At 53.9% G+C, this 24,889-nt stretch carries 26 protein-coding genes and 2 tRNA genes; 16 read left to right on the top strand and 12 right to left on the bottom strand.

Going from position 1 to position 24,889, the window contains the following annotated elements:
• Positions 1-8: 8 nt before the first annotated feature.
• The 4 genes from MWU63_RS11600 to MWU63_RS11585 form a co-directional block, all read right to left on the bottom strand.
• Positions 9-536 carry a hypothetical protein gene (locus MWU63_RS11600; protein WP_247077947.1) on the bottom strand — a complete coding sequence of 176 codons (528 nt, stop codon included), beginning with the start codon at positions 534-536 and terminating at the stop codon, positions 9-11.
• On the bottom strand, positions 514-1,767 hold the full coding sequence (locus MWU63_RS11595; RefSeq protein ID WP_247077945.1) for a sarcosine oxidase subunit beta family protein: 1,254 nt from the start codon (positions 1,765-1,767) through the stop codon (positions 514-516). Before MWU63_RS11595 ends, MWU63_RS11600 begins: the two co-directional genes overlap by 23 nt.
• Before the next feature lie 105 nt (positions 1,768-1,872).
• Positions 1,873-2,463, bottom strand: coding sequence for a DUF6151 family protein (locus tag MWU63_RS11590; RefSeq protein WP_213890060.1), 591 nt, complete (start codon positions 2,461-2,463; stop codon positions 1,873-1,875).
• 4 nt (positions 2,464-2,467) lie between these two features.
• Positions 2,468-3,898, bottom strand: coding sequence for a Glu/Leu/Phe/Val dehydrogenase (locus MWU63_RS11585; RefSeq protein WP_213890062.1), 1,431 nt, complete (start codon positions 3,896-3,898; stop codon positions 2,468-2,470).
• 363 nt (positions 3,899-4,261) lie between these two features.
• Here MWU63_RS11585 and MWU63_RS11580 point away from each other — a divergent pair, with 363 nt between their 5' ends.
• Genes MWU63_RS11580 through MWU63_RS11570 form a run of 3 tightly spaced genes read left to right on the top strand, consistent with a single transcriptional unit; the run spans position 4,262 to position 6,920 of the window.
• Complete coding sequence (locus MWU63_RS11580; RefSeq protein WP_246531755.1) at positions 4,262-5,782, top strand: Tad domain-containing protein; 1,521 nt, start codon at positions 4,262-4,264, stop codon at positions 5,780-5,782.
• Positions 5,779-6,315: a TadE/TadG family type IV pilus assembly protein gene (locus MWU63_RS11575; RefSeq protein ID WP_213890063.1), complete on the top strand. Its 537-nt coding sequence runs from the start codon at positions 5,779-5,781 to the stop codon at positions 6,313-6,315. The genes MWU63_RS11580 and MWU63_RS11575 overlap by 4 nt, the downstream gene beginning before the upstream one ends.
• 8 nt (positions 6,316-6,323) lie before the next feature.
• Positions 6,324-6,920 (top strand): pilus assembly protein, encoded by a 597-nt coding sequence (locus MWU63_RS11570; RefSeq protein WP_247077943.1) that lies wholly within the window; start codon positions 6,324-6,326, stop codon positions 6,918-6,920.
• On the opposite strand, the gene MWU63_RS11565 is transcribed toward MWU63_RS11570, so the two are convergent.
• Positions 6,917-7,429: a hypothetical protein gene (locus MWU63_RS11565; RefSeq protein WP_213890065.1), complete on the bottom strand. Its 513-nt coding sequence runs from the start codon at positions 7,427-7,429 to the stop codon at positions 6,917-6,919. The two genes, MWU63_RS11570 and MWU63_RS11565, sit on opposite strands and share 4 nt — an antisense overlap.
• Before the next feature lie 195 nt (positions 7,430-7,624).
• On the opposite strand from MWU63_RS11565, the gene MWU63_RS11560 reads away from it, so the two are divergent.
• Positions 7,625-7,777 carry a hypothetical protein gene (locus tag MWU63_RS11560; protein ID WP_213890066.1) on the top strand — a complete coding sequence of 51 codons (153 nt, stop codon included), beginning with the start codon at positions 7,625-7,627 and terminating at the stop codon, positions 7,775-7,777.
• Positions 7,778-7,817: 40 nt separating this feature from the next.
• Here MWU63_RS11560 and MWU63_RS11555 read toward each other — a convergent pair whose 3' ends face one another.
• Positions 7,818-8,591 (bottom strand): hypothetical protein, encoded by a 774-nt coding sequence (locus tag MWU63_RS11555; protein ID WP_246531744.1) that lies wholly within the window; start codon positions 8,589-8,591, stop codon positions 7,818-7,820.
• Between the two features lie 68 nt (positions 8,592-8,659).
• Positions 8,660-9,631, bottom strand: a complete 972-nt coding sequence (locus MWU63_RS11550; protein WP_213890069.1) for an NAD(P)-dependent oxidoreductase — start codon at positions 9,629-9,631, stop codon at positions 8,660-8,662.
• 136 nt (positions 9,632-9,767) lie between these two features.
• On the opposite strand from MWU63_RS11550, the gene MWU63_RS11545 reads away from it, so the two are divergent.
• Together MWU63_RS11545 and MWU63_RS11540 are read left to right on the top strand one after the other, a co-directional pair.
• Positions 9,768-10,652: a LysR family transcriptional regulator gene (locus MWU63_RS11545; protein ID WP_213890070.1), complete on the top strand. Its 885-nt coding sequence runs from the start codon at positions 9,768-9,770 to the stop codon at positions 10,650-10,652.
• A 112-nt stretch (positions 10,653-10,764) separates the two neighbouring features.
• Positions 10,765-11,676, top strand: a complete 912-nt coding sequence (locus MWU63_RS11540; protein ID WP_213890072.1) for a pirin family protein — start codon at positions 10,765-10,767, stop codon at positions 11,674-11,676.
• A gap of 95 nt (positions 11,677-11,771) precedes the next feature.
• Here the strand turns inward: MWU63_RS11540 and MWU63_RS11535 are convergent, their stop codons facing one another.
• The gene (locus MWU63_RS11535) at positions 11,772-12,359 is read right to left on the bottom strand and encodes a TetR/AcrR family transcriptional regulator (RefSeq protein ID WP_213890074.1); all 588 of its coding nucleotides are present in this window, start codon (positions 12,357-12,359) and stop codon (positions 11,772-11,774) included.
• A gap of 148 nt (positions 12,360-12,507) precedes the next feature.
• Here MWU63_RS11535 and MWU63_RS11530 point away from each other — a divergent pair, with 148 nt between their 5' ends.
• From MWU63_RS11530 to MWU63_RS11495, 8 genes are all read left to right on the top strand, one after another.
• Positions 12,508-12,777, top strand: coding sequence for a hypothetical protein (locus MWU63_RS11530; RefSeq protein ID WP_213890078.1), 270 nt, complete (start codon positions 12,508-12,510; stop codon positions 12,775-12,777).
• A gap of 108 nt (positions 12,778-12,885) precedes the next feature.
• Positions 12,886-14,172 (top strand): homoserine dehydrogenase, encoded by a 1,287-nt coding sequence (locus MWU63_RS11525; protein WP_213890080.1) that lies wholly within the window; start codon positions 12,886-12,888, stop codon positions 14,170-14,172.
• Positions 14,173-14,241: 69 nt separating this feature from the next.
• Positions 14,242-15,207 (top strand): class II fructose-bisphosphatase, encoded by a 966-nt coding sequence (glpX, locus tag MWU63_RS11520; RefSeq protein WP_213890082.1) that lies wholly within the window; start codon positions 14,242-14,244, stop codon positions 15,205-15,207.
• Positions 15,208-15,216: 9 nt separating this feature from the next.
• On the top strand, positions 15,217-15,780 hold the full coding sequence (locus tag MWU63_RS11515; protein ID WP_247077941.1) for a cysteine hydrolase family protein: 564 nt from the start codon (positions 15,217-15,219) through the stop codon (positions 15,778-15,780).
• Positions 15,777-17,525, top strand: a complete 1,749-nt coding sequence (gene recJ, locus MWU63_RS11510) for a single-stranded-DNA-specific exonuclease RecJ (protein ID WP_213890085.1) — start codon at positions 15,777-15,779, stop codon at positions 17,523-17,525. The genes MWU63_RS11515 and recJ overlap by 4 nt, the downstream gene beginning before the upstream one ends.
• A 263-nt stretch (positions 17,526-17,788) precedes the next feature.
• Positions 17,789-17,863: transfer RNA gene (locus MWU63_RS11505), tRNA-Glu, on the top strand.
• A 112-nt stretch (positions 17,864-17,975) separates the two neighbouring features.
• A complete protein-coding gene (locus MWU63_RS11500) occupies positions 17,976-19,268 on the top strand; it encodes an AMP-binding protein (RefSeq protein ID WP_247077939.1) in 1,293 nt (430 codons plus the stop codon).
• On the top strand, positions 19,265-20,371 hold the full coding sequence (locus tag MWU63_RS11495; protein ID WP_213890089.1) for a thiolase family protein: 1,107 nt from the start codon (positions 19,265-19,267) through the stop codon (positions 20,369-20,371). The genes MWU63_RS11500 and MWU63_RS11495 overlap by 4 nt, the downstream gene beginning before the upstream one ends.
• Here MWU63_RS11495 and MWU63_RS11490 read toward each other — a convergent pair.
• From MWU63_RS11490 to MWU63_RS11475, 4 genes are read right to left on the bottom strand one after another with little or no spacing between them, the layout of a single operon-like run.
• On the bottom strand, positions 20,368-21,051 hold the full coding sequence (locus MWU63_RS11490) for a nitroreductase (protein ID WP_247077937.1): 684 nt from the start codon (positions 21,049-21,051) through the stop codon (positions 20,368-20,370). The two genes, MWU63_RS11495 and MWU63_RS11490, sit on opposite strands and share 4 nt — an antisense overlap.
• Positions 21,048-21,593, bottom strand: coding sequence for a biotin transporter BioY (locus MWU63_RS11485; protein WP_213890095.1), 546 nt, complete (start codon positions 21,591-21,593; stop codon positions 21,048-21,050). The genes MWU63_RS11490 and MWU63_RS11485 overlap by 4 nt, the downstream gene beginning before the upstream one ends.
• 18 nt (positions 21,594-21,611) lie before the next feature.
• Entirely contained in the window at positions 21,612-22,208 is a 597-nt protein-coding gene (locus MWU63_RS11480) for an energy-coupling factor transporter transmembrane protein EcfT (RefSeq protein WP_213890097.1), read from the bottom strand.
• Positions 22,183-22,980 (bottom strand): ABC transporter ATP-binding protein, encoded by a 798-nt coding sequence (locus MWU63_RS11475; RefSeq protein WP_247077935.1) that lies wholly within the window; start codon positions 22,978-22,980, stop codon positions 22,183-22,185. The genes MWU63_RS11480 and MWU63_RS11475 overlap by 26 nt, the downstream gene beginning before the upstream one ends.
• Before the next feature lie 376 nt (positions 22,981-23,356).
• Between MWU63_RS11475 and MWU63_RS11470 the strand changes: the two genes are divergently transcribed.
• Together MWU63_RS11470 and MWU63_RS11465 are read left to right on the top strand one after the other, a co-directional pair.
• Positions 23,357-23,433 (top strand) — tRNA-Met (locus tag MWU63_RS11470).
• A 438-nt stretch (positions 23,434-23,871) separates the two neighbouring features.
• The gene (locus MWU63_RS11465) at positions 23,872-24,690 is read left to right on the top strand and encodes a DUF2189 domain-containing protein (RefSeq protein WP_213890101.1); all 819 of its coding nucleotides are present in this window, start codon (positions 23,872-23,874) and stop codon (positions 24,688-24,690) included.
• The last annotated feature ends 199 nt before the right edge of the window (positions 24,691-24,889 follow it).

Genomic DNA, 24,889 nt, shown 5'->3' with positions numbered 1-24,889 from the left:
CTTAATGCTCAGTGCCGCAGGTCGTCACAGCGTGCGTCGTTAACTTGGTTCAATCGGTAGGTCACTGATTTACCCTGATATTCTGTCAGGTCGGTTGCACCACCACATTCGTCATAGTCGCCAACCATCAGATAATCAGTGCGAAACTCCAGTTTCCCGCCACTGTTGCGGCTGATTTGCATGCCACCACCGTCGCATTCTACAAAACAAGCAGGGGCTTGTTTGCCGTTGCCTGCATCGCAGATCAAAAACTGATCCAGCGTTTCGCCACCCAATCCTTCTGCGCGAACATGCCCCTGATTGGCCAGAAGCACCTGCATCCGGGCGTGAAGATATGTGGAATCGTCAAAGGTCTCTTCGGTAAACAAGACGCGGATACTTTCAACAACCTGTGCGGGCTGACCCGACAGATGCGCCTTTGTATAGTTCCGTTCAAAACACCCCATCGGCATGTCCATAGCCGCGATTGGGGTTGCAACAAGGCTGCCTAAAAGCACAGCCACTGCCGTCTTTTTAATGAAGATTGTGTTGAGCACCGGTCCCCTCCTCGTCCATAAGGCCAACACCGGTTCGGAACCGGTCAAGGCGGAATTTCGCTGCGGCCTCATGGTGGGTATCGGTCGCCATAAGATGCGCGAATGAATAGCCAGACCCCGGCACAGCCTTGAACCCACCGTAGCACCAGCCACAGTCGATAAAGAGCCCCTTGGTGTCTGTCTTGTCGATGATGGGGGAGCCATCAGGCGTCATATCCATGATACCGCCCCAGCTGCGCAGAAGTTTTGCCTTGCCGATCATCGGCATCAGGGTCATTCCAGCCTCCATCACATGTTCAACCATCGGCAGATTGCCACGTGCCGCGTAAGAGGCGTAAAAATCCAGATCACCCCCAAAGACCAGCCCACCCTTGTCAGACTGGCTGATGTAGAAGTGACCCATCCCAAAGCTTACAACATGGTCGATGCAGGGCTTTAGCCCTTCTGTCACAAAGGCCTGCAGAACATGACTTTCAATAGGCAAGCGCATCCCGGCCAAGGCCGCAACCTGACCAGATCGGCCGGCCACAACAATCCCGACCTTTTTGGCGCAGATCGCTCCGCGAGTTGTTTGCACACCTTTCACAGCACCGTTTTCAATGTCGATGCCCGTTACTTCGCAGTTCTGAATGATATCAACACCGCGCTGGTCCGCACCGCGTGCATAACCCCAGGCCACCGCGTCATGGCGTGCAGTTCCTGCGCGTTTCTGCAGTAATCCGCCATAGATCGGAAACCGCGCCTGTTCATAGTCAAGATAAGGCAGCAAACGTTGCACATCCTCGCGCGACAGCAGCTCTACGTCATCGCCCTGATTTCGGATCGCATTGCCCCGGCGCACGGCAGCATCGCGCTGACCATCGGAATGGAACAATGCAATCTGTCCGCGCTGAGAGTGCATGACATTGTAGTTTAGGTCTTTCTCCAACCCCTCCCACAGTTTCAGCGAATGACTGTAGAACTCAGAATTGCCGGGCAGGAAGTAATTGGCGCGCACGATGGTCGTGTTCCGGCCAACGTTGCCACCGCCAATGTAACCTTTTTCCAAAACGGCGATGTTTGTCATGCCGTGGTTCTTTGCAAGGTAGTAAGCTGTCGACAGGCCGTGACCACCGCCGCCGATGATAATGGCGTCATATTCTGACTTTGGTTCAGGGTTGCGCCAGTGAGGGGTCCAGCCTTTGTTGCCAGACAAACCTTCTTTTATCACCCGCAGGCCGGAAAACCGCATTTCTTACTCCATAGTCAGACGAGACGATAGAACCAAGTCCACAGACAATGTGCAATGCGTCTCCGCTCGCAACTTGGCATTTTCCGACAGGACTTGTCGCTTCTGTTATTTCGGTGTGGCTGCGCGCCGTTCTTCCAGCGTCAGCACATATGGCGTAACGATGGGATTTCGATTTGCGTCAAAGAAAAAATTCTCGGTTCTGCCGCGTAACTTCGCGCCGAGATTACGACGGACAAATCCCCAAATCGCGCGTCGCATGCCAAAATCTTTCAGGTTTTCAGGTGGATCAATTGCACCACCAGTATTTACCACTGCAACAAGCGGTCCGAATGCTTCGGCGTTTTTTTCACACGCTCTTACGTGGACGCCCACAAAGGCCAGTTTCGCTGAGGCCAGCGTGTTGAAAAGCGGGGAGTTGCAGCAAGAGGCGTACCAACGCATGAGACCCTTGGGTGACAGGCGCATACAGGCGAGCTTTTCAGCGCCCTCTGTCAGTTCTATTTCGGCAGGAATCGTCTGATAGATTTCTGTACCGCCATGCTCGTCCAGCACCTCCGCCGCACCAAGATGATGCGCCGCCGCCTGACAGTCGCAGCAATAGCATTTTACATGGCTGCCCGTCGTTGGAGAAACAGAATGCAACACCCCTTTCAGAGTGCCGCATCTGCAAGAAAACGCCAGATCGACTCCGGCCATGGAATCAGAGCCCTTTGGCGCGGTAACTGGTGGCAACCTTGTCAATCGCAACCAGATAGGCTGCAACGCGCAGGTCGGTAACATCATTGCGGCCATGCCAGACTTCGCGCATCGACTGGTAAGCAAACCGCATGGTGTCATCCAGACCAGAGCGCACGAGTTCCAGCTCATCCGCACCGCGCAGGTACTTTTCCTTGAAATCCGGGGACAACTGCCATCCAAGATTCTTGTCACCAGAAAGGCGTTCAAGCTCATCCACAACAAGCTGGTGACGGCCCTCTTCCTGACGGCGCTGCATCCGGCCAAACCGGATGTGGCTGAGGTTTTTGACCCATTCGAAATAGGACACGGTCACACCGCCAGCGTTTGCATACATATCCGGGATAATCACCGTCCCTTTGTTCCGCAGAATCTCGTCAGCACCTGATGTGATCGGGCCGTTTGCAGCCTCGATTATCAAAGGGGCTTTAACGCGATCAGCGTTGGTAAGGTTAATCACGCCCTCAAGAGCCGCAGGGATAAGAATGTCGCAATCCTCTTCAAGCAGCAGTGCACCGTTTTTAACGTATTTGCAGTCCGGCACATCCTTGACACCACCATGTTTGGCGAGCCAAGCCTGAACTGCATCAATATCAAACCCCTTTTCATCAAAAATGCCGCCATCGCGTTCGATGATACCGATGATCTTGGCGCCGTCTTCCTGGGACAGAAACTTGGCAGCATGGTAACCCACATTACCAAGGCCCTGAACGATGATCCGTTTCCCGTCCAGTTTCCCGTCAAGTCCGGCTTTCGCAATATCTTCAGGATGGCGAAAGAATTCTTTCAGAGCATATTGAACGCCGCGACCGGTTGCTTCAACTCGGCCCGCGATACCACCTGCATGTGGGGGCTTGCCTGTTACGCAGGCCCTGGCATTGATGTCTGTGGTGTTCATCCGCGCGTATTGGTCGGCGATCCATGCCATCTCGCGCTCGCCCGTTCCCATGTCCGGAGCAGGCACGTTCTGGCTCGGGTTGATCAGGTCACGCTTGATCAATTCGTATGCGAACCGACGGGTAATAAGCTCCAGTTCGTGTTCATCATATTCGCGCGGATCAATACGCAGGCCGCCTTTGGAGCCGCCAAATGGGGCCTCAACCAACGCACATTTATAGCTCATCAGTGCTGCCAGCGCTTCAACTTCGTCCTGGTTAACACCCATTGCATAGCGGATGCCGCCTTTCACAGGTTCCATATGTTCAGAATGAACAGAACGATACCCTGTAAAGGTTTGCAACTGGCCACGAAGGCGCACGCCGAACCGAACGGTATAAGTTGCGTTACAAACACGAATTTTTTCTTCAAGACCCGGTGGGAGATCCATTAAGGCAACAGCCCTGTTAAACATTATATCTACTGATTCACGAAAACTGGGCTCTTGGATGCCGGTCATTTCTCTCTCCAAATCCTGCAGTCGCGAGAATCGCTCGCAACTTTCTGGGTCCTGCGACATTATGACGAATTGGTTAACGTGTCTCACGCGAATCGAATGATTCTGCTGCTTTTTGCCCCTTAAATGGACTGTTAATTGATCTCAAAACGTGAACAACGTGGCTAAATTAGCCTTATTGTGGCGAGATGCGAAACAAAACGGCCAAGAGTGATGCAAAAAAGCCCAAGTTTTCCTGGCGTTTTTCAATTCGGACCCATCTTTGCCCAAATCTTGCCACAACCTTAAAGCCTTATGTCCGGGCACTCATTTAAGTGCGAGGGGTTTCGAGGTCGTTTACAGCGACATCAAGAGAGGTATGTGACGATGCGTTCTGTTCAGTTCGATCACGGTATAGATGCTGCAAAGAAAATGGAAAGCACCCAAGGGTCCTTTCTGTCAAAAGCGGCGAAATTCCACCGAGATGAAAATGGCTCTCTCATCATCTTCTCACTCTTTATTTTCGTATTGATGCTCATGGTAGGCGGCATGGCCGTTGATATGATGCGCTACGAAAACACCCGAACGAAACTTCAGAACACGCTGGACCGCTCCATTCTGGCTGCGGCAGACCTTGACCAGACACTGGACCCTCAGTCTGTTGTTGAAGACTACTTCGACAAAGCCGGCATGCGGGATTATCTGCTTTCCGTAACCGTTGATCAGGGTCTGAACTACCGCACCGTAAGCGCGCTCGCCGCGACTGACGTCAGAACGCTGTTTATGCCAATTCGTCAAAGCGGCGCCACTGGTGGTGAAGACCGGATGGGCCAGTTTCTTGACATGATGGGCGACACGCCCCTGCATGCACTTGCCGGGGGTGCCGCTGAAGAGCGCGTATCAAACGTGGAAATTTCACTTGTGGTGGATATTTCCGGCTCAATGGGGCGAAACAACAAGATTTACAACCTGCGGGTTGCGGCAAAGGAATTTGTCGACACGGTTATTCGTGAAGAGGCCGAAGACCTGATTTCGCTTTCCATTATCCCCTACACGGCGCATGTGAATGCGGGTCCTGCCATCTTTAACCAGATACAGCGGACATCCATCCCGAACCATAATTATTCTCATTGTATCGATTTTATTGAATCTGATTTTGATGAAACCGGGCTGGACTTCGGCACGGACGCCAATGGAAATTACAATCGGTACTATAAGCAAATGCAGCACTTTGAGTGGAGCAGCAGCTCATATCAACCGATCCGCAACCCCGGCTGCCCGATGCAGACTTATGAGCGTATCGTTCCGCTTAGCCAGGACGTGACCGCAATGCACAACACGATTGATAACTATCGTGCGCGCGCGAATACGGCGATCCATATTGGTATGAAATGGGGTTCCATTTTGCTGGATCCTTCAACACGGCCAATCGTTCAGGAACTTGCAAACCAAGGCATCGTGGATAGCGCATTTTCAACGCGCCCCGCGGCCTGGGATGACGATGAAACCATGAAAGTTGTGGTTCTGATGACCGATGGTGAGAACGTGAACACCAACCGGATCGAAGACTGGGCCTATAACTCAGAAAGCGAATACATCCACTGGAACAACTACACTTTGTGGTACTACCTCTATCGGAATGTGAGCTATTCGTACCGCAATCGGTACTACGACACGGTCTATACGGCGTCCCAGGCGGACACGATGCTCGACAACATTTGCGACGCTGCAAAAGCCCAGGACATCACTGTGTTCACGATTGGCTTTGAAGTCAGCAACCACGGTGCCGACGTGATGCGCAGCTGTGCGTCAACCGTAAGCCACTTCTTCCGGGTCGAAGGCACAGAGATTTCGCAAGCCTTCAATGCGATTGCGCGTCAAATTAACCAGTTGAGACTTACACAATGAATTTGTTCACGCGTTTAATCCGCCGTTTCAGGCGCTCGGAAAAAGGCAACGCGACAATCGAGTTCGTGCTTGTCTTTCCGATATTCATCTACATTTTCATGTCGGCCTTTGAATCAGGCCTTTTGGCGGTTCGCCACGTGATGCTTGAGCGTGCTCTGGATCTGACGGTTCGCGACCTGCGCCTTGGGAATCTGACTGGTCCAACACATGACGAATTGAAAACGCTTATCTGTAACCGCGCGACGATCCTTCCGGATTGTATGAACGCGTTGCAGCTTGAGTTGCGCCCTGTAAGTACGACAACCTGGTCGCCGCTTGGGTCCAACGCAACCTGCGTTGACCGTTCCGGCACCATCACCCCTGTTGTCGCGTTTGATGGTGGCGGGGACAACGAGATGATGCTCGTGCGGGCCTGTGCAATTTTTGACCCAATCTTCACGGGGAACGGAATGGGTTTTCACATGCGCGTCGACCACACTGGTGGTTATGCGCTGGTGTCGACCTCTGCCTTTGTAAATGAACCGAGGTCGTGAGTAGTATTATGTTGAAATATATCAAATCCCGTCTTGGTCATTTTCTGTCAGAAACACGCGCCAGTATTTCTATAGAAGCTGTTATCGTGCTGCCAATGCTCGCGTGGGCATATGTCGGGATGTATCTGTACTTCGACGCCTTCCGAACACAAAATACGAACCTGAAAGCCGCTTATACGCTTGGCGATATGCTTTCGCGGGAAACAGACCCGATCAATCCGGATTATCTGAATGGCCTGCAAACAGTGTTTGACTACCTGACGAACACCGGCCGTCCAACCTGGATACGCGTGACCGTTGTAACATGGGACAATGTTGATGAAGAGTTCGACGTAAACTGGTCACAGGCAACTGCTGGGCAACCTTCGTGGACAGACGGCACAATTGCAGACATTGAAGACCAAATTCCAGCCATGAGCAACGGTGACACAGCCATCATCGTTGAAACCAACATGGACTATGTCCCGATAACTGGCCTTGTGGATGACGTTCAGACGTCGACAATGGACTTTAGGCAATTTGCGCTCGGGATTCCGGCATTTACGATGCACAATCTGGTCATCACCAGCCCACGTTTTGCGCCGCAACTATTGTGGGAAAGTTAAAGTTCTTCTTTAGCTTCTAACTTTTGAATCGTCAGAGCTGTCAGAATTTCAGCCATAGATTTGCCTTGTGATGCTGAGGTTACCCCACCAACGCCGACACGTCGCCCGATACGCCACCACAACCCTGTCGCCCAGACACGTTCCATTGGCTTGTTTAGTTTCAACATGAAACCATTTGAAGGTTTAAAGGCAAACACCCCGCGATCAATGGTTACTATGTCGTCTACATAGGCAAGCACCCTGCCCGAACTTTCGCGCAGTTCTGTCTGAGTAAGCTCAAGCTCGAGCGAGGTCGCGCGCCGCAGCTTTTCAGCGACAAAAAGCACGGTAGTCCCCAAAGCCAAAAGGAACACCTGCCAGCCAAAATTCGCGGGCGGTTTATCAAAAGCAATGTAAATCAACATGGTGCCAAGGACGATTAGAACGCCCATCGCAAAGTACCTGCGCATCGGTGAAACGCTGACAGTCGCCAGGATTTCTTCGGGGTCTTTAGTGTCGTTCTGAGGCATGCGCTGGTTCCTTTTCAGGGCTCAATACCTTGCACGGATAGAAAGGTCGAGAATGGAGTTCGCTTCCTCATTTGCAAACATAAGGAATGCGGGTTCATCAAGCCATTGAACCAAAATCTTCTCTGCTTGTGAAATTTAAATTCTTTCGACAATTTTTGTTGCTGTTAGATTTCCGCTGCTGCCTGAGGAGCATTTATGGATCATCGCACGTTTCTAACCACCCTTACTGTCGAACAAAGGCAGTCACTGACGCAAAAATCCGATATGAAGGGATTTTTGCACCTTGCGCTTCATTGGAAGCTTTCAGGGCCACGCGAAAAGGAACAGGACCTTCGCCCTAAAAGCTAAAGTTGCTCGTTTTCAATTCTACCCACACAGAGTTGTTTCACTAATCCACATAGTCATCAGCCCTTAGGCTCGCGCGTTCCAGATGGATCGGCAACACACGCCCATAAAGTTGCCGCGTGCGTTCCGGGCTGCCGCACATGCCTTCCTGTTCAACATAGGAAAAAATCGCAACATGACGCGGCCGGTTGCCCGACAATGGCGCGACCCTGTGCAGGGAATAACGCCCGCGGAAAAGCTGAAGATCCCCCGGTTCCAGATTGAGCGTGTGGATATTTTCAGATGTCCCGTCGAGAACCCGCGACACCTCTTCAATATTCTCGCCGTTCTTGCGGATCATTGGCGCATATTCAAAAGCCCCACCTTGTTCGGCATTTTGCAAAGCTAACGTGACGGTGAAATTATTGGTGTCAAAATGCCAGGGAAAGCCGTTTCCTTCGCCCGCCGTATTCACGATTACATCTGCAAGTGGGTCGGCATACCGGAAAAAGCGGTCTTCTTGCTCATCCAGACACAGGCGAATGAAATCATCAAACCCCGGAAAATCATAGATCTGACGCAGCGCGCCATTGGGTGCGAAGTTGTCCGCAGGTATGAAAGCATTGGATCGTTCATAAAACTGCCGCGCCGGGTGGTCGGCTGGCAGCGTTTCGTCATCCTGCGTGAAATAGATGTTGGTACTGTTGTAAGAGCGATGCGCCTTGTCCGCGACGCTGTCCGCCTCGGCGACAGCAGCTTTAAGACCAGCGTCGGTTAGGAAGCCCCTGACCACTGCACATCCGTCTTTCGCTAGGTCCCTTCGAACCTTTTCCACCATCGATGCAAAGGACTCTTTATTTTGTTTATCAATCGGATAGCGATCTAAATTTATGTAATCTCCCCCGCTCATTCCGCAGCCAACCTGTTTGCCTTCGGGTTCACCTCATATCCCGGTTCTTCCGGTTCATCATCTAACATCTCGGCGGGGAATCCCGGCGCGCGGATATCAAGGCCGGTTGCTTCTTCCAGACGGCGAATGATGTCGTCTGACTGCGCGCGGTCGCCGTAGCGTTTCATGCCATCCTTGAAGATGTCGATCATCAGCGGGCTGATCTCGAGCGGTATTTTCGCCCGGTCTGCAATTTCCTGAAACAACCCGATATCTTTCAAAACCAGATCCATCGTAAAGGAAATATCGCGAGAACCGTTCAGAATAACCTGGCTTTCCGTTTCATGCACAAAACTGGTGCCAGAAGAAATCTTGATCGCCTCATAGGTTGTATTAAGGTCCATGCCGGCTGCTTTCGACACGACCAGTGCTTCGCAACAGGTCAGCAGATTTGCTGTGGCAAGGTAGTTGGTCATGACCTTCAGGATACTGGCACTGCCAAGTTCACCCGTGTGCAGAATCCGCCGCCCCATGGTTGTCAGGAATGGCAGGATGCGTTCAAAAGTTGGCCGGTCACAGCCCGCAAAAATCGAAATATTACCGGTATCTGCCCTGTGGCACCCGCCCGAAACCGGGCAGTCAACCGCAGCGCCGCCTGCGGCAATGACCTTGGCTCCTAGGCGCGTGACCTCTGCCTCATCCGTCGTGGACATTTCCATCCAGATTTTACCGGGACCCATGTTTTCCAGAATACCGTTTTCGCCTTCCATAACGGCTGCTGATGCTGCTGGGCTTGGCAGGCACGTGATCACCGCGTCACAATCCGCCATCATCTGCGCCGGGGTTTTCCCGCGTTTTGCACCCTTTTCGACAAATTTTTGCATCAGGTCCTCGTTCAGATCGAGCACCGTCAGATCAACGCCATTGCGAAGCAAACTTCCGGAAAGTTTACCACCAACATTTCCAAGACCGATAAATCCAACTTTCATGAAGCATTCCCTTTTATGCGCCGCGCGCGATACCGTGTTCAGCTCAGGATAAGCACGGGGCTTGCCAAGAATAAAACGAATAATATAACGTTCTGTCCTAAAGTATTTTTGTGACACAGGGGGGGGGTAAACCCACATGGCATCTCTTCCTAATCTCGTTTGGCTGCGTGCATTCGAATGTGCCGCCCGGCGGCACAGCTTTACCGCTGCCGCAGAAGAACTGGGACTTACGCAGGCTGCTGTCAGCCATCAGGTACGCTCGCTTGAGAAAACCTTTGGTGTCGCACTGTTCATCCGCCGCTCACGCACGCTGGAGCTTACAGAGATCGGGCACGCCTACTATCCGTCCATTGCACAGGCGCTTAGTGATATCGCTTATTCAACACGCGGCTTGCTGGGCCCGTCAGAGGCGAAAACCGTAACCCTGCGTGCGCCTATATCCACCTCTGTCCTCTGGATCGCCCCGCGTCTGGGGGCGCTCCGGCATGCCAACCCGAACATCAACATTCGGCTGATCTCGGCAATCTGGGCCGATTCCGCAACCGAGGAAGACATCGATATAGACATCCGGCTGGGCCCAAGAAGCTGGTTCGGTGCCAGTGCGCAACTGCTATCTGAAGAAGTCATGATCCCGGTTTGCGCACCCGAAGATTGTGCAAGCATTAAAACAATTCCCGATCTGTTGGCACGGGAATTGATCCATATACACGGATATCAGGATCATTGGCTTCGATTCTTTCAAATGCAGGGATTAGAGACACAGGCGCTCCGACAGGGTTTGTTCGTCGACACCTCTCTGGCCGCAATCGAGCTGATCATGGCAGGATCCGGCGTTGCAATGATCATGAAGCGTTACGCGCGGGACCATCTGATGGCAGGCAGGCTGGCCCAGCCGCTCGACATAGAAATCCCAATGGCACAAGGGCACTTTCTGATGCCGTCAAAAGACGATGCTGCCCTCAGCCCCGAAACAAGCCAGTTGCGCGACTGGACCATTCGTCTCTTCACCCAGACACCATGATATGTGCGGTAGAAGACGCTATGCGCTCTAATCTGCTAAGTTATGCGCGCTCACGCACAGTGAAATCTAGGGGGCCATGTATTATGTTCACCATTGAAAGGAGGGCCCGATCATGTCCCTACGACCCGTAACATCACTTTCATCTGCGCAGCCTACACTCGAAGGGGCTGGCGTCCACCTTCATCGCGCTTTCGGGTTTCAAAACCCTGACCAGTTAGACCCGTTCCTGTTGTTTGATGACTTTCGCAATGACCGCCCCGAGGATTTTCTGGCCGGGTTCCCCTGGCACCCGCATCGTGGCATCGAAACCATAACTTACGTATTGAATGGCACTGTGGAACATGGTGATTCACTGGGGAACGAAGGCACACTTGGCGCGGGTGACGTCCAGTGGATGACAGCAGGTTCCGGCATCATGCATCAGGAAATGCCCAAGGGAAACGCATCCGGGCAGATGCATGGCTTTCAGCTCTGGGCGAACCTGCCAAGCAGCCTCAAGATGACAGCGCCCCGATATCAGGATGTCACCTCGGCAGATATTCCAGAGGTAATCGATGATGATGGCACAAAGGTGCGGGTCATCGTTGGGTCCTTCTGGGGTAAAACCGGCCCGGTTGATGGTATCGCCGCTGATCCGCAGTACCTTGATATCTCTGTACCCCCGGGCGTGAAAAAGACCTTCCCGATAGATACTTACAGACAAGCCTTCGCTTACATTTTCGCAGGGAGCGGCGCCTTTGTCGACGCGTCACGCCCGCGTGGTGTGTTGCTCGAAAAGGAAGTGTTTGGTCAGGAACTCAACATACGCGACATGTCTGGTAACCGGACGTTGGTGCAGTTTGGCACGGGTGACGAAGTCACCGTTCAGGCAGGGCCTGACGGTGTAAGGTTCCTGCTGATTTCAGGCGCCCCAATAGAGGAACCTGTCGCCTGGCATGGGCCGATCGTCATGAACACACGGGAAGAACTGCAAATAGCGTTTGCCGACCTTCGAAACGGAACGTTCATTCAACCCGCGCATTAGTTTCTTTTTCCCAAAAATATCCCCGCCGGAGGCAAAAATCTTTTAGAATGCATGCCTTTGGCGGCGAACGCGCAAATCCTGGAAAAATACCCCCCTCAGGTGCCGACAGCCTTGCGCACCATATCCCAGTAAATCCCTTCCACCGTATCCCTGTTCAGCCGCCCACCTTCTTTGAACCAGGTATTGACCCCGGTGAGCATTGCAATCACTGCCAGTGCTGCAAGCTTGGTATCGGGAAGTTCGAAATCGCCCGCTTCCTGACCATCCCGCAAGATCGTCTCGAGCGCGTTTTCGTAACGCTTTCTCAACGCTTCAATCTCTGTGAAATTCTCAGGCGTAAGGTTTCGCAACTCCATATACGCAATAAAAACAGCATCATATCGACTGATATTAAAACGAATATGGAACCGGACAAATGCCTCCAGACGCTCAATTGGCGTTTTGCCTTTTTCTGCCTCGCTCCAAGCCTCAAGCAGTTCCTCCATATGGCCTTTCATAAGGTCAAACAGCAGCGTTTGTTTGTCGGGCGTGTAAAGATACAGCGCACCCGCCTGCACGCCTACTTCGGTTGCGATCTGACGCATCGAGACGGCGGCAAACCCGTGCCGCGCAAATAGGTTCTGCGCGGCCTCGCGAACCCGTGGGCCGGTGATCTCAGAATGTGAACCTGTTTTGCGTGCCATGAGACATGATTATCTGAACACGCGTTCATTTCAAAGATGCGTTTTAACTTTTTACGACTTCTTCTTTTTTACACCACGACGTCGCGTGGCTTGTTCACTCCGTTCCCGCTGTCTATGCTGCCGCCACCTGACACCCGGAGCTTTTAGAATGCCTCGCTTTTCTGCTGTTCACCTTTGCGTTCTGCTGCTGATTGCGGGCTGCACACAGTTTCCAGACGTTGATTCAGCTCTAAGCGATCAGGCACTGGCCGCAGATTACCCTACCCTTGCCCCGATGGATCAGGTCTTGGCAGACGCTGGCTCTACCGAAATTGACGACGAGTCCATTGAAGAGGTTGAAGCGCGGGCAGAAAGCTTGCGGGCACGCGCCGATGCGCTGCGGGGGCAGGAACTGGATGACACCGCAGCACAGAACTGACGGAAGCCACAGAAAAGCATCAATAAGACTGTTTCTCCCGGTTCAGATTGCATGGCTCAGGGAATCCCGATAACAGACCTGCGAAACTTAAACTGACGGAGAATACCCATGTCCGAACCCTTGCGCCTTGGCATTGCTGGTCTGGGAACCGTCGGAGCCGGCGTTGTGAAAATTATTCAGCGCAACAAAGCTTTACTTGAGGCCCGCACCGGGCGCGAAATTGTGATCAGCGCCGTCTCTGCGCGGTCACGCGACAAGGACCGTGGCGTCAACCTGTCCCGCTTTGACTGGGAGGATGATCCGGTCGCTCTGGCCAAGCGCGATGATGTCGATGTTTTTGTCGAGTTGATGGGCGGCTCGGACGGCCCAGCGAAAGCCGCAACCGAAGCTGCGATCAATGCCGGAAAAGACGTTGTGACTGCAAACAAGGCAATGCTCGCCATTCATGGTCAGGCTTTGGCGGAAGCCGCAGAGGCGAACTGCCGCGTGATCCGCTTTGAGGCCGCTGTTGCCGGGGGTATCCCGATTGTCAAAGCGCTGACCGAAGGGCTTGCCGCCAATCAGGTTACACGGATCATGGGTGTGATGAATGGCACCTGTAATTACATTCTGACGCGGATGGAAAATGCCAAACTTCCTTATGAAGAGGTTTTCGAAGAGGCCAATGCGCTTGGTTATCTCGAGGCGGACCCGACACTGGATGTCGGGGGTATCGACGCGGGGCACAAACTCGCCCTGCTGGCTGCTATCGCTTTTGGCACCAAAGTGAATTTCGACGCGATGGAACTTGAGGGGATAGAGCGCGTTTCAATTGAAGATATCGAAGCCGCCGCTGACATGGGGTATCGGATCAAACTGCTGGGCGTTGCACAGATGACAGGACGCGGCCTTGAAAGCCGGATGTCGCCCTGCCTCGTGCCTGCCGAATCTCCGCTTGGACAGCTTGAGAATGCAACCAATATGGTCGTGGTGGAAGGTGACAGCGTTGGACAGGTTGTTCTGCGCGGTGCTGGTGCTGGTGAAGGCCCGACCGCAAGCGCCGTGATGGGCGATGTTCTGGATATTGCACGTGGCATCCGCGTTTCCACATTTGGCCAGCCCGCACAGAGCCTTGTTACTGCGAAGCCTGCCAAGGCGAACTCCGCCGCGCCTTATTATTTGCGGATGCATCTGCATGACAAACCCGGCGCCTTGGCTAAGATCGCAACGGTCCTTGGTGAATCCAGCATTTCAATCGACAGGATGCGCCAATACGGCCACGCAGACGCCGCTGCACCAGTGTTGATCGTCACGCATAAAACCACACGCGATGCACTTGACCGCGCGCTGTCAGGGTTTGCAGCGACAGGGGTGCTTGCCTCTGATCCGGTCGCAATCCGGATTGAAACGGTCTAGCGTCAAACACCACACCGGGCTATTGAGAGTTAAGCTTAGTAGATTTGCGTATTGAATTAGGAAAACTGAATGACCAACGAGGTAGAATTTCACGATCGCATGCTGTCGCTGGGCCTTGCCCGGGTTTCGGAAGCTGCGGCTTTGGCATCGGCCCGCCTGATTGGCCGGGGCGACGAAAAAGCCGCAGACCAGGCAGCTGTCGATGCAATGCGCACGCAGCTGAACATGCTTGATATCAATGGTGTTGTCGTCATTGGTGAAGGCGAGCGTGACGAAGCACCAATGCTGTACATCGGCGAAGAAGTTGGCCGTGGTGGTGGCCCGGGTGTCGATATCGCGCTTGATCCGCTCGAAGGCACGACGCTTACGGCGAAAGATATGCCAAACGCGCTGGCCGTCATTGCGATGGGTCCACGCGGCTCAATGTTGCATGCGCCCGATGTTTACATGGAAAAACTGGCAATCGGTCCAGGTTTTGTCACGGACACCGTTACGCTTGACATGTCACCAAGCGAGCGTGTCGAAGCGCTGGCAGCGGCCAAGGGCGGAAGCTGCGAGGACATCACTGTTTGCATTCTGGAACGCCCCCGCCACGAAGATCTGGTTTCAGAAATCCGTGCGACCGGTGCGGCAATCCGGCTGATCACGGATGGCGACGTTGCAGGTGTTATGCATTGCGCCGAAGCAGATATCACTGGCATTGACATGTATATGGGCTCTGGCGGCGCACCTGAGGGTGTATTGGCTGCAGCGGCTTTGAAATGCATGGGCGGTCAAATCTATGGCCGCTTGCTGTTTAGAAATGACGATGAAAAAGGCCGCGCAGCCAAGGCTGGCATCACCGACCTGAACCGTGTTTACACGCGGGACGATATGGTAACGCAAGATGTTATCTTTGCCGCGACCGGTGTTACAGACGGATCACTCGTTTCCGGTATCAAACGCGAAGTTGGATATCTGACCGCTGAAACCATTTTGATGCGCTCAAAAACCGGTTCGGTTCGGCGGATGATTTACCGCCACCCGACTGATTAGGGGTCAGGCATGACTGACACCCTTATCCTGATTGATATTCAGGTCGGATTCGACAGCCCTGTCTGGGGCAAGCGAAACAACATGAACGCCGAAACGAATGCCGCGAGGCTGCTGAATCATTGGCGCGCGCAGGGTTGGCCTGTGATCCATGTCTGCCATTCCAGTGAAACACCGGGAAGCCCGTTGGCCCCCGGCCAGCCGGGTCATGCCTTCAAGCCAGAGGTAACACCGTTACCCGGCGAAACAATCATTGAGAAATCTGTAAATTCGGCCTTTATCAGGACGGACCTGCTGGACCGCCTGCAAAAGAATGGTGCGCAGAAACTGGTTATCTGCGGACTGACCACGCCGCATTGCGTTTCGACAACGTCACGAATGGCTGCAAACTATGGGTTTGAGGTTGTGCTCGTTGAAGATGCCTGTGCGGCGTTTTCCAGCAATGCCGATATGTCGTGGAAGCCGGGGGCAACACCGCTTGACCCGCAACTGGTGCATGACAGCGCCGTCGCCCACTTACACGGCGAATTCGTAACCGCGTGGCAGACAGTGTCGTTTCTCGAACGTGTTTCATGACAGGGTTTCTTGGCGTCAGTTCCTCTGCAACCGGGCGCAAGTGGATTGGGCCAAGCGCTGAAGATGATCGTCTCTCAGAAGCCATGCAGCAAGCCACTGATCTGCCAATGCCGCTATGCCGTCTTCTGGTGCGTCGTGGCGTAAACGCAGAAGACGCGGCTGCCTTTCTGGAGCCGCAACTTAGGGATCTGTTACCAGATCCACGCAGCCTGAAAGATATGGAGCGCGCCGCAGCCCGTTTTCTGCAGGCCGCAAAGTCCGGCGAGAAGATCGCGGTGTTCGCAGACTATGACGTTGATGGCGGCAGTTCAGCCGCATTGTTGTTGTGCTGGCTTCGGGCAATGGGCCGGGATGCCACGCTTTACGTGCCAGACCGGATTGACGAAGGCTATGGCCCCAACGTTTCGGCAATGCAGGCCTTGGCAAAGGATCATGATCTGATTGTCTGCGTTGATTGCGGCACACTATCGTTTGAACCGATAGAGGCCGCAGCGGGAACAGATGTTCTGGTGCTGGACCACCACCTTGGCAGCGAAACGCTGCCAGCTGCCTATGCCGTCGTGAACCCGAACCGTCAGGACGAAGACGGCACCTCAAGCCATCTTTGCGCGGCGGGTGTCGTGTTCTTGATGCTGGTAGAAGTGAACCGCCAATTGCGTGAAAACGGCGCGACCGGACCTGACTTGATGGCAATGCTTGATCTCGTGGCACTGGCAACGGTTGCGGATGTTGCGCCACTCATCGGGGTGAACCGCGCGCTGGTGCGTCAGGGGCTTAAAGTCATGGCACGACGCAAACGCCCCGGCCTTGTCGCGCTGGCCGATGTTGCCCGTATGAACAGCGCACCCAGCGCCTATCACCTCGGGTTCCTGCTTGGCCCCCGTGTGAATGCAGGTGGTCGTATTGGCAAAGCGGATCTGGGCGCACGGCTGCTCGCGACTGACAATCTGGCAGAAGCGCATTCCATCGCCGAACGGTTGGACCAGCTAAATGCAGAACGCCGGGAAATTGAAAACCGGGTGCGGGAAGTTGCCATGGCGCAGGCCGAAGAACGTGGGGTAGAGGCACCGCTTGTCTGGGCCGCTGGTGAAGGTTGGCACCCCGGTATCGTCGGTATTGTTGCAGCACGCCTGAAAGAGGCCACCAACCGCCCCGCTGTCGTGATTGGCCTTGATGGGGAGGAAGGCAAAGGCTCTGGCCGGTCCGTTGCCGGAATTGACCTTGGCGCTGCCATCCAATGGCTCGTGTCCGAGGGGCTTTTGCTGAAAGGCGGCGGGCATAAGATGGCTGCTGGCCTTAGTGTGGCGCGCGACAAGCTGGAACCTGCCATGGAGCGCCTGTCAGAGCTTTTGGCGCGGCAAGGTGCCGGGGACGCAGGACCCGCTGACCTGAAGCTCGACGGCGTTCTGATGCCCGGCGCCGCAACACCTGAACTGATCGAAATGATTGACGGGGCCGGACCATTCGGGGCCAGCGCCCCTGCCCCGCGCTTTGCCTTTCCTGACCAAAAAATCCTCTTTTCCAAACGTGTTGGAGAAACGCATCTGAAGCTCAGCTTTGGTGACGGGCTGGGTGCCCGGATTGATGCTATCTGCTTTGGTGCATTTGATGGCCCGCTTGGCCCACTGCTGGAAAAACACAACGGTGCGCGTTTCCACCTGACCGGACGCCTGGAGATCAACACATGGGGTGGCCGGCAAAGTGTTCAGCTAAGACTCGAAGACGCGGCAGTCTCTGCAAATTGATCAGCGCGAGAGTGCGTTTCGTTTTATTCCGGTTCCGTGGCGTCGTGCCTACAAACATACTTTGAAGAATCAGATTGCTATTCATTTTGTACAAAAGCGCCTGCGGATCGACGCCATTTCACTAAACCAAAACGAAATGCCAAAGCAGTAGGCCGAAGTTTCCAAACCAAGACAAAATAAAAACCGTTCCGCACCCTAAGATTTTGCAATTTTTCACTTGTGTCTATCAACACCACTCGCTAAATACGCGCTCACTAAACGGTGCTCCCTTCGTCTATCGGTTAGGACGCCAGGTTTTCAACCTGGAAAGAGGGGTTCGATTCCCCTAGGGAGTACCAATAGTTTCCCCGCGCCCTTCAAGAAATGCAATGCAGGCCAGCCTGTATTTCTTTAGCAGTGCATCTGTCTTGCTCTTTCGCTAGATAGAAATGAACTTGGGTAAATTCGCAAATGACAGTAATTGCCTCCGATGTTTCAACGTCCTTCACCTGGCATGACCAGGCGCGGATTGTTGCGCCGGATGGTTCCAAACCTTCTGATCCTGCATCTGAGGCAATTTCCAGCGCGTCGTCAGAAGTTTGCCTGATCTCAGACGCTGACCCTGTGACGGCCATTCACCAGATCTTTCGGGCCTGTGAGGAAGGCGCGGAATTCAGTGTTGTTACGGAAGTAATGGCAGGGAAAAAATCAAAGGCGCGTACTGACGATGATGCAACGCCCTATTTTCAATGCATGAGTTCCGGCACAACAGGACAACCCAAGAACATTCGCCGAACCCATCTGTCGTGGATCAGAAGTTTTGAAATCAACGCGGCGAGCTTTAATTTAACCCCTACAGACAGCTATGGCATTCTGGGGCGTCTCAGCCATTCACTTGCGCTTTATAGCGTCATGGAGGCCGCGCATATCGGTGCGGATATACATATACTGGCGCAACTGCGCCCGGATCGACAGATCAAGGCGCTGGCGGCAAAGGAAACCACCGTTCTCTACGCGACCCCAACCCAGTTGCGCTTGCTTTTTTCCGCTGAAAAATTGCTTCGTCCGCAGGTCCTGCCCGCTGTCAGGTTTATTTTCTGTGGCGGCGGCAACCTTGATCAGGCAACCCGCGAAAACGCGGCTGCGCTTTTTCCCAATGCCGCTTTGCACGAATTTTATGGCGCGTCAGAAACAAGCTTTATCACGATCGCGGATGTCGAAACTCCGGTGGGATCTGTTGGCAAGGCTTACCCCGGCGTGACCGTGGAAATCCGGCAAAAGGAAATGGCCTTGAAGAACGGAGTCGGAGAGGTCTGGGTAAAAAGCCCCTTTCTTTTTGATGGGTATGGACAAGGCGACAGTGAAGACACCGTTTGGCAGGACGGGTTCCTGTCCGTCGGCGAAATGGGTTGGCTCGATGACATGGGCAACCTGTTCATTGCGGGGCGTAAAAACAGGATGGTGACGATTGCAGATCAAAATGCCTTCCCCGAAGAAATCGAGAAGTTCTTACTTTCAGACCCGGCTGTTCCGCATTGCTGCGTGCTGCCGCGCCCCGATGCAAAACGTGGAAATGTCTTTGTTGCAATCGTCGCAGGAAACGAAAATGCCGAAACGCGTGACCGCTTGATTAGGCTTTGCCGCCAGAACCTCGGCCCCCTTAAGGCCCCGCGTAAAATCATCTTTCTGCCAGATTTTCCGCTCTTGTCTTCGGGCAAACCGGATCTCCCTTCAATTCGCAAAATTGTGGGAGGCACGCTATGACAAGTTCTTTTGTCATAGCGGCGTATAGAACACCTGTCGCACCGCGTGGCGGCAAGCTGTCTCGTCTTTTGCCGCACGAACTTGCCGCCCCCACGATCAGGGCGTGCCTTTCAAATGCAGGCCTTGATGCAAGCAACGTGGACGAATTGATTGCCGGAAATGCGCTTGGCGCGGGTGGCAACCCGGCGCGGCTCGTTGCGTTGGCGGCGGGCCTGCCAGAAACCGTTGCGGGGCTTAGCATTGACCGACAGTGCTGTGGGGGGCTTGATGCGCTGTTGCTGGCCGATGCGATGATCAAGACCGGACAGGCCGAGATCGTGGTCGCAGGCGGCGTGGAAAGCTATTCACGCAGGCCGCTTCGCTATGCAACCTCATTTGATGGCACGCCACCCCTGCCCTATGACCAGCCAGCCTTTTCGCCGTGGCCCAACCGTGACCCGGATATGGCAGAGGCTGCTGAGGCGCTTGCCCAAAAACTCGGGATTTCGAAGCAACGACAAGACACATGGGCGATAGAAAGTCACAAGAAAGCGCTGGCAGCAGGCCCACGCCTCAGCGCCGAGATTGTCGCGCATAGCGCGCTTGATCATGATGCCTACACACGAAACCTGACCCAAGGTCTTTGCGACCGCGCAAAAGTTATCAGTGGTAGCGTCACTACCGCCAATACATCTGTTGCGGCGGATGCGGCAGCCTTTTGCCTTATCGTCTCAGAAGACATAGCCGCAAAAATCAATGGCCCCAGAATGCGGATCATGAATGGCGCAACGCTGGGTGCGGCACCAGAACTTCCCGGGCTTGCACCTGTTGCGGCCATCAATTCCGCGCTGGCAAAGGCAAACTTCAAACCTTCAGATATAAGTGTTACCGAGATTATGGAGGCCTACGCCGCGCAGGCGATTGCCTGTGTGGAGCAAGCCGGGATAAACGAAGATGTAACCAACCTCGGTGGCGGATCACTGGCCCGGGGGCATCCGATAGGTGCGTCGGGTGCAATCCTGGCAGTGCGCGTGTTCCACGAACTGACTGCGCGCAACGGCATCGGGCTGGCCGCGATTGCAGCAGCTGGCGGATTGGGCACGGCAGTGTTGTTTGAGGCTTAGGTGTCAAACCCGCGAAAGCTCGTGAAAATATTCAGTTCGTCGCGTTCCGTGCGCACCGTGTTTACCTTGGCATCTTCATCGGTTCGGCCCAGCGCAACACCACAGACGACAAGTTCGTCGTCAGGCAGGTCGAGTGTTTGTTGCACCACGTCCGCATAATTCGCGAGCGCGCCAATTCCGCTCGTGCCATATCCAAGATCTTCAGCAGCAAGGAATAACGCCATCAGCGACATGCCAAGATCCATGAAACACCCCTTGCCCATATCTTTCTGGATGGTGACGACAATACCGACAGGCGCGTCAAAGAACCTGTAGTTCTTGTCAAACTGTGCCTTACGCCCTGCGATATCGCGGCGTTCGATCCCCAAAGCATGATAAAGCGCGTAACCCGCCGTCCTTTGGCGGGCCTTCAGGTCTGCTGGCATCGGCTGCGGGAAATAGGAATACTGCGCGACCATCGGTCGTTTTTCGGCGACGGCCAAAGCCAAGGCACCTTTCAGCCCTTCAAACGGCGCACCAGTAAGAACGTGAAACCGCCCCGGCTGAAGGTTGGCACCACTTGGTGCACGCCGTGCCGCGCAAAGAATTCGCGTGACTGCATCGCGCGGAACCGGCGTGTCATGATATCCCCTGACAGAGCGCCGCTGCCACAACAATTGCTCTGTCTTTGTCTCAGTCATGTACGCGACAAAACGCTGTTGGGACGCGCCTTGGCAAGCGCGGCTGTAAGCATGCCTGCGATTGCGGCTTTAAGGACATCCCCAGGAATAAATGCCGCTACCAGTACAGTCGCCTCGTTAATTGATTTATCCAACGTAATCGACATGCCAATGACACCAAATACGTAAAGAACAACAATTCCGCCCAACGCCGCGGCGATACCCGCCACAAGCGTCAGCGGGGCGCTTCGCCATTTTTCAACGATCAGACCAGTGACAAAGGCCGCAATCGGGAAACCAATCAGAAATCCTGCTGTCGGAGAAACGAAAAGCCCGAGACCGCCGCGTCCACCTGCCAATAGCGGCAAACCAAGCGCAACAAGCAGCAAGAACAAAAGAACTGCAAGTGCACCCCGCTTAGAGCCCAAAACCGTACCGCACAACATCACACCAAGGCTTTGCGCTGTTATCGGAACACCAAATGCCAGAGTGATTTTCGGGATAAGCCCAAGTGCCGCGATAAGAGCCGCAAAAAGGGCGATCATTACCAGATTTCTTTCCATTTCTCTTCCCTTTTTATCCTATATTCCACCGCGCGCGCGAAGCGCCTCGGCCACATGTTCCGCATCATCGATTGCCAACAGAGTAAAGGGCATGATGATTTGCCACTTTGGCTTTTTTGGCGATCTTGCGCGCCAGGCAAATGTCAAATCGCGACCCTTCTGTGCCAACACCGGCGTGAACCTGACGACAAGCGCGATCGCTATCTCAAGGGGCCGTGTTTTCAAACCCAAAACCCGCAGTGGCGACAGCAGCATTTTCACAACCTCAACCATATCCGACAGGCGCGTGGTCATCGTGACCAGATTGGCGAGCCCGACAGCAGTGAGCAGCCGGAGCGCGATAACTGTCCCTTCAACCGGAGTGCCAGTTATCGCGTGCCAGATAACAATAACAGCCAGAAACGGCCAAAGGAACACCAACCGCTTGCAACCAGCTTTGAGGAAAACATATCCCGGAACCGAGTATAGACCAATACACGCCGCAAACGCGGCCAAATGAAGAAACACGTTTTCCAATGAAAACAAAACCATCGTCGCAACACATAACAGCCCAAGCTTCAGGCCTGCGGGCCATGAATGCCACGGTGTTTTAACCGGAGACGTGAGAGATATCATCACTTGCTCCAATCTGCTCCATCCGATTTGTGAACGCTGTCAGAACCGCTTTGGCAGCCCCGTCCATTTCTACAGCTCCCTTCTCAAGCCAGATAACACGCTGATAGGCGCGCAAAATCTCTGGGTCGTGTGTGATATGGATAAGCGTTGCTGAGGTCTGATCAAGATATCGGCCAAGCTGGCGCGTGGTCGGGATATCAAGCCCGGCAAAAGGCTCATCCAGAATAATGACCTTAGGCTTCATCGCAAGCACCGAAATCAGGCACACCAACTGCCGCTGCCCCTGCGAAAGCTGCTGTATCGCGACATCGGCCCAATGTGTTTTCCCGAAAGATTGCAAGACCCTGTGGGCCTCGGCCGCAGCGTCTGTTTTCGACAATCCCAGCTGAAGTAGGCCAAAACCAACTTCTTCTTCGACGGTGGGAAAGATGATCTGGTGATCTGGGTTCTGAAACAGGATACCGAGAGTGCGAACCGCAGCTTTGCGGTCTTTTGCAAGATCAAAACCACAGACCCTGACAACGCCAGAGGTTGGTTCAATGAGCCCGGCAAGCACCCTTACCAGCGTGGTTTTCCCCGAACCGTTTCGCCCAACAATTCCGATACGATCTTCGTCTGCTAAGAACGAAATATTGTGCAGAATTTCAGCACCATCGACGGCATAGGTCAGATCCGAAATCTCAACAACAGATGTTGCGCCTTCAGTTCCCAATCTTTCAACCCTGCCCTCAAACATCGGTCCGCACCACTCTGGTATAGCGCCAATCATCATGTCACGCGACGCATGGCAGCAGAATATAAAAAATGCAACAGGGGTTTGCCAGACTGCAATCTAGGAATTTAACAGTTTGTATGGGCTTCAGCCACGTTTCAGGATGAATGAATTCAGAGAGCCGCTGGACACTATGGTCCGCCTTCTAAGCCTTTCATTTAAGAAATGGCTGATGAAACAGACGTCAGCTTTGCTTAGCCGACAGTCTTGGGCACAAGTTTTGGAATGCCGTTTGCGACGCAGGTAAGCGGTTTAATTTTTCCTTTGCGAGCAGACGTGCTCGGGCCCGCCTGACCTTGAGTTGCCATCTAGCGCCGCAAAGTGCATTTCTCTCTTGACGGCCTCGCACCCCTCGCCTACATCGGGCCTCGTTTCTGGCGGAGTAGCTCAGGTGGTTAGAGCAGCGGAATCATAATCCGCGTGTCGGGGGTTCAAGTCCCTCCTCCGCTACCAGAATTCCTTATATTTAACAAAATGTTATGAATATTTTGACTTTCCTTCGGGTAGCAGAAATTCTTTTCGGGTGCCGTTTGGGTGCCATTTAGACAAATGAAGACCTCCTAGCCGAGTTCTGCAATCACAGTAGATGTAGAAACTTCGTGCCACTTCATCGATCGGGGTTCAGCAACAAGGCTGTCTTAACTCGGCCCACAGCAGTCATTCATCACGACCGTTCGAGCCGCGTTGCAGCTTCACCGAAGCGGTCGTTGATCTACAGCGCAGCACAATGAAGTACTGGGACCGCACTTCGGGACTTAGCTGGCATACTCCTCCCCTTGCCCTTATGCCTCCCCTGATACAAACTCGTATGTGGAGAAGGGATATCTGTTTCACTGCTGGGTCTGTTGGCAAACGGACCAGCGCGTTGCCGTGCATAGGGAGGAGTGTGTTATGGCATCCAAGACCGCAGGTTCTACGCCACCGGACAATCTGACGCCTCAGCAGCCGACCATGCCCGAGGTTAACAAGGTGACTGCGGGTGATATTACCGCGTCGCTGAAGGCCGGGTTTTCCGACTTTCTGGCGCGTCCCTTCATGAGCGGCTTCTTCGGCCTGTTCTATGCGATTTTCGGAATCCTATTTATTTGGACTCTGGTCTGGCTTGGCAAGATCTGGATGATCATTCCCGCCGTTGTAGGCTTTCCGTTAGTCGCGCCTTTCGCCGCCGCAGGGCTATATGAAATGTCCCGCCGATTACAGAAGGGAGAGAGTTTCGGCTGGATTGAAATCCTCACCGTCGTGGCCAATCAACGCAAGCGCGAAATGGGCTGGATGGCCTTTGTCACCCTGTTCATTTTTTGGGTGTGGGCATACCAAGTTCGGCTTTGGCTGGCGATCATCCTGCAGGATTCATCCTTCTCGGATTTTGACGAGTTTTTGAACATCGTTTTCTTCACACCGCAGGGCTGGACCTTCCTTGCAATTGGCACCTGCGCAGGCGCAATTCTGTCGGCTGCATTGTTCACTGTGACGGTCGTCGCCATGCCCATGCTGCTTGACCGAGAAATGGATTTCATTTCCGCGATGCTCACGTCCGTTTGCGTTGTTAAGGAGAACCCGGTGGTCATGCTCACCTGGGCGGCGATCATCACGGTCACGATGCTGCTGTCGCTTGTTCCGGCGTTTCTGGGCCTGATCTTCTCTCTGCCCATCCTTGGCCACACCACATGGCATCTCTATCAGCGGGCAGTGTCATCAGCGGAGGGGTGATCTATCCAGTCATCACCTTGAGTAGCTGCGCGTTTCTTTCATCCGCAGGGAGAGACCGGCCCATTGCGGACGTTCGTGTTGAGTGCAGCGAACGGCGGGTGTGAGCTGTGGTTTCAACTGATCGCCGCAACACATGCTTCAAATTTCTCTGCTGGCGTTTGGTATTGCAAGGTCTTTCGAGGTCGCTCGTTGAGTTGAC

This window comes from Pseudohalocynthiibacter sp. F2068 (genome assembly GCF_023015645.1).
Lineage (GTDB): Bacteria > Pseudomonadota > Alphaproteobacteria > Rhodobacterales > Rhodobacteraceae > Pseudohalocynthiibacter > Pseudohalocynthiibacter aestuariivivens.
The sequence above is the reverse complement of the archived record's forward strand: the minus strand, read 5'-3'. Positions and strand labels throughout refer to the sequence as shown.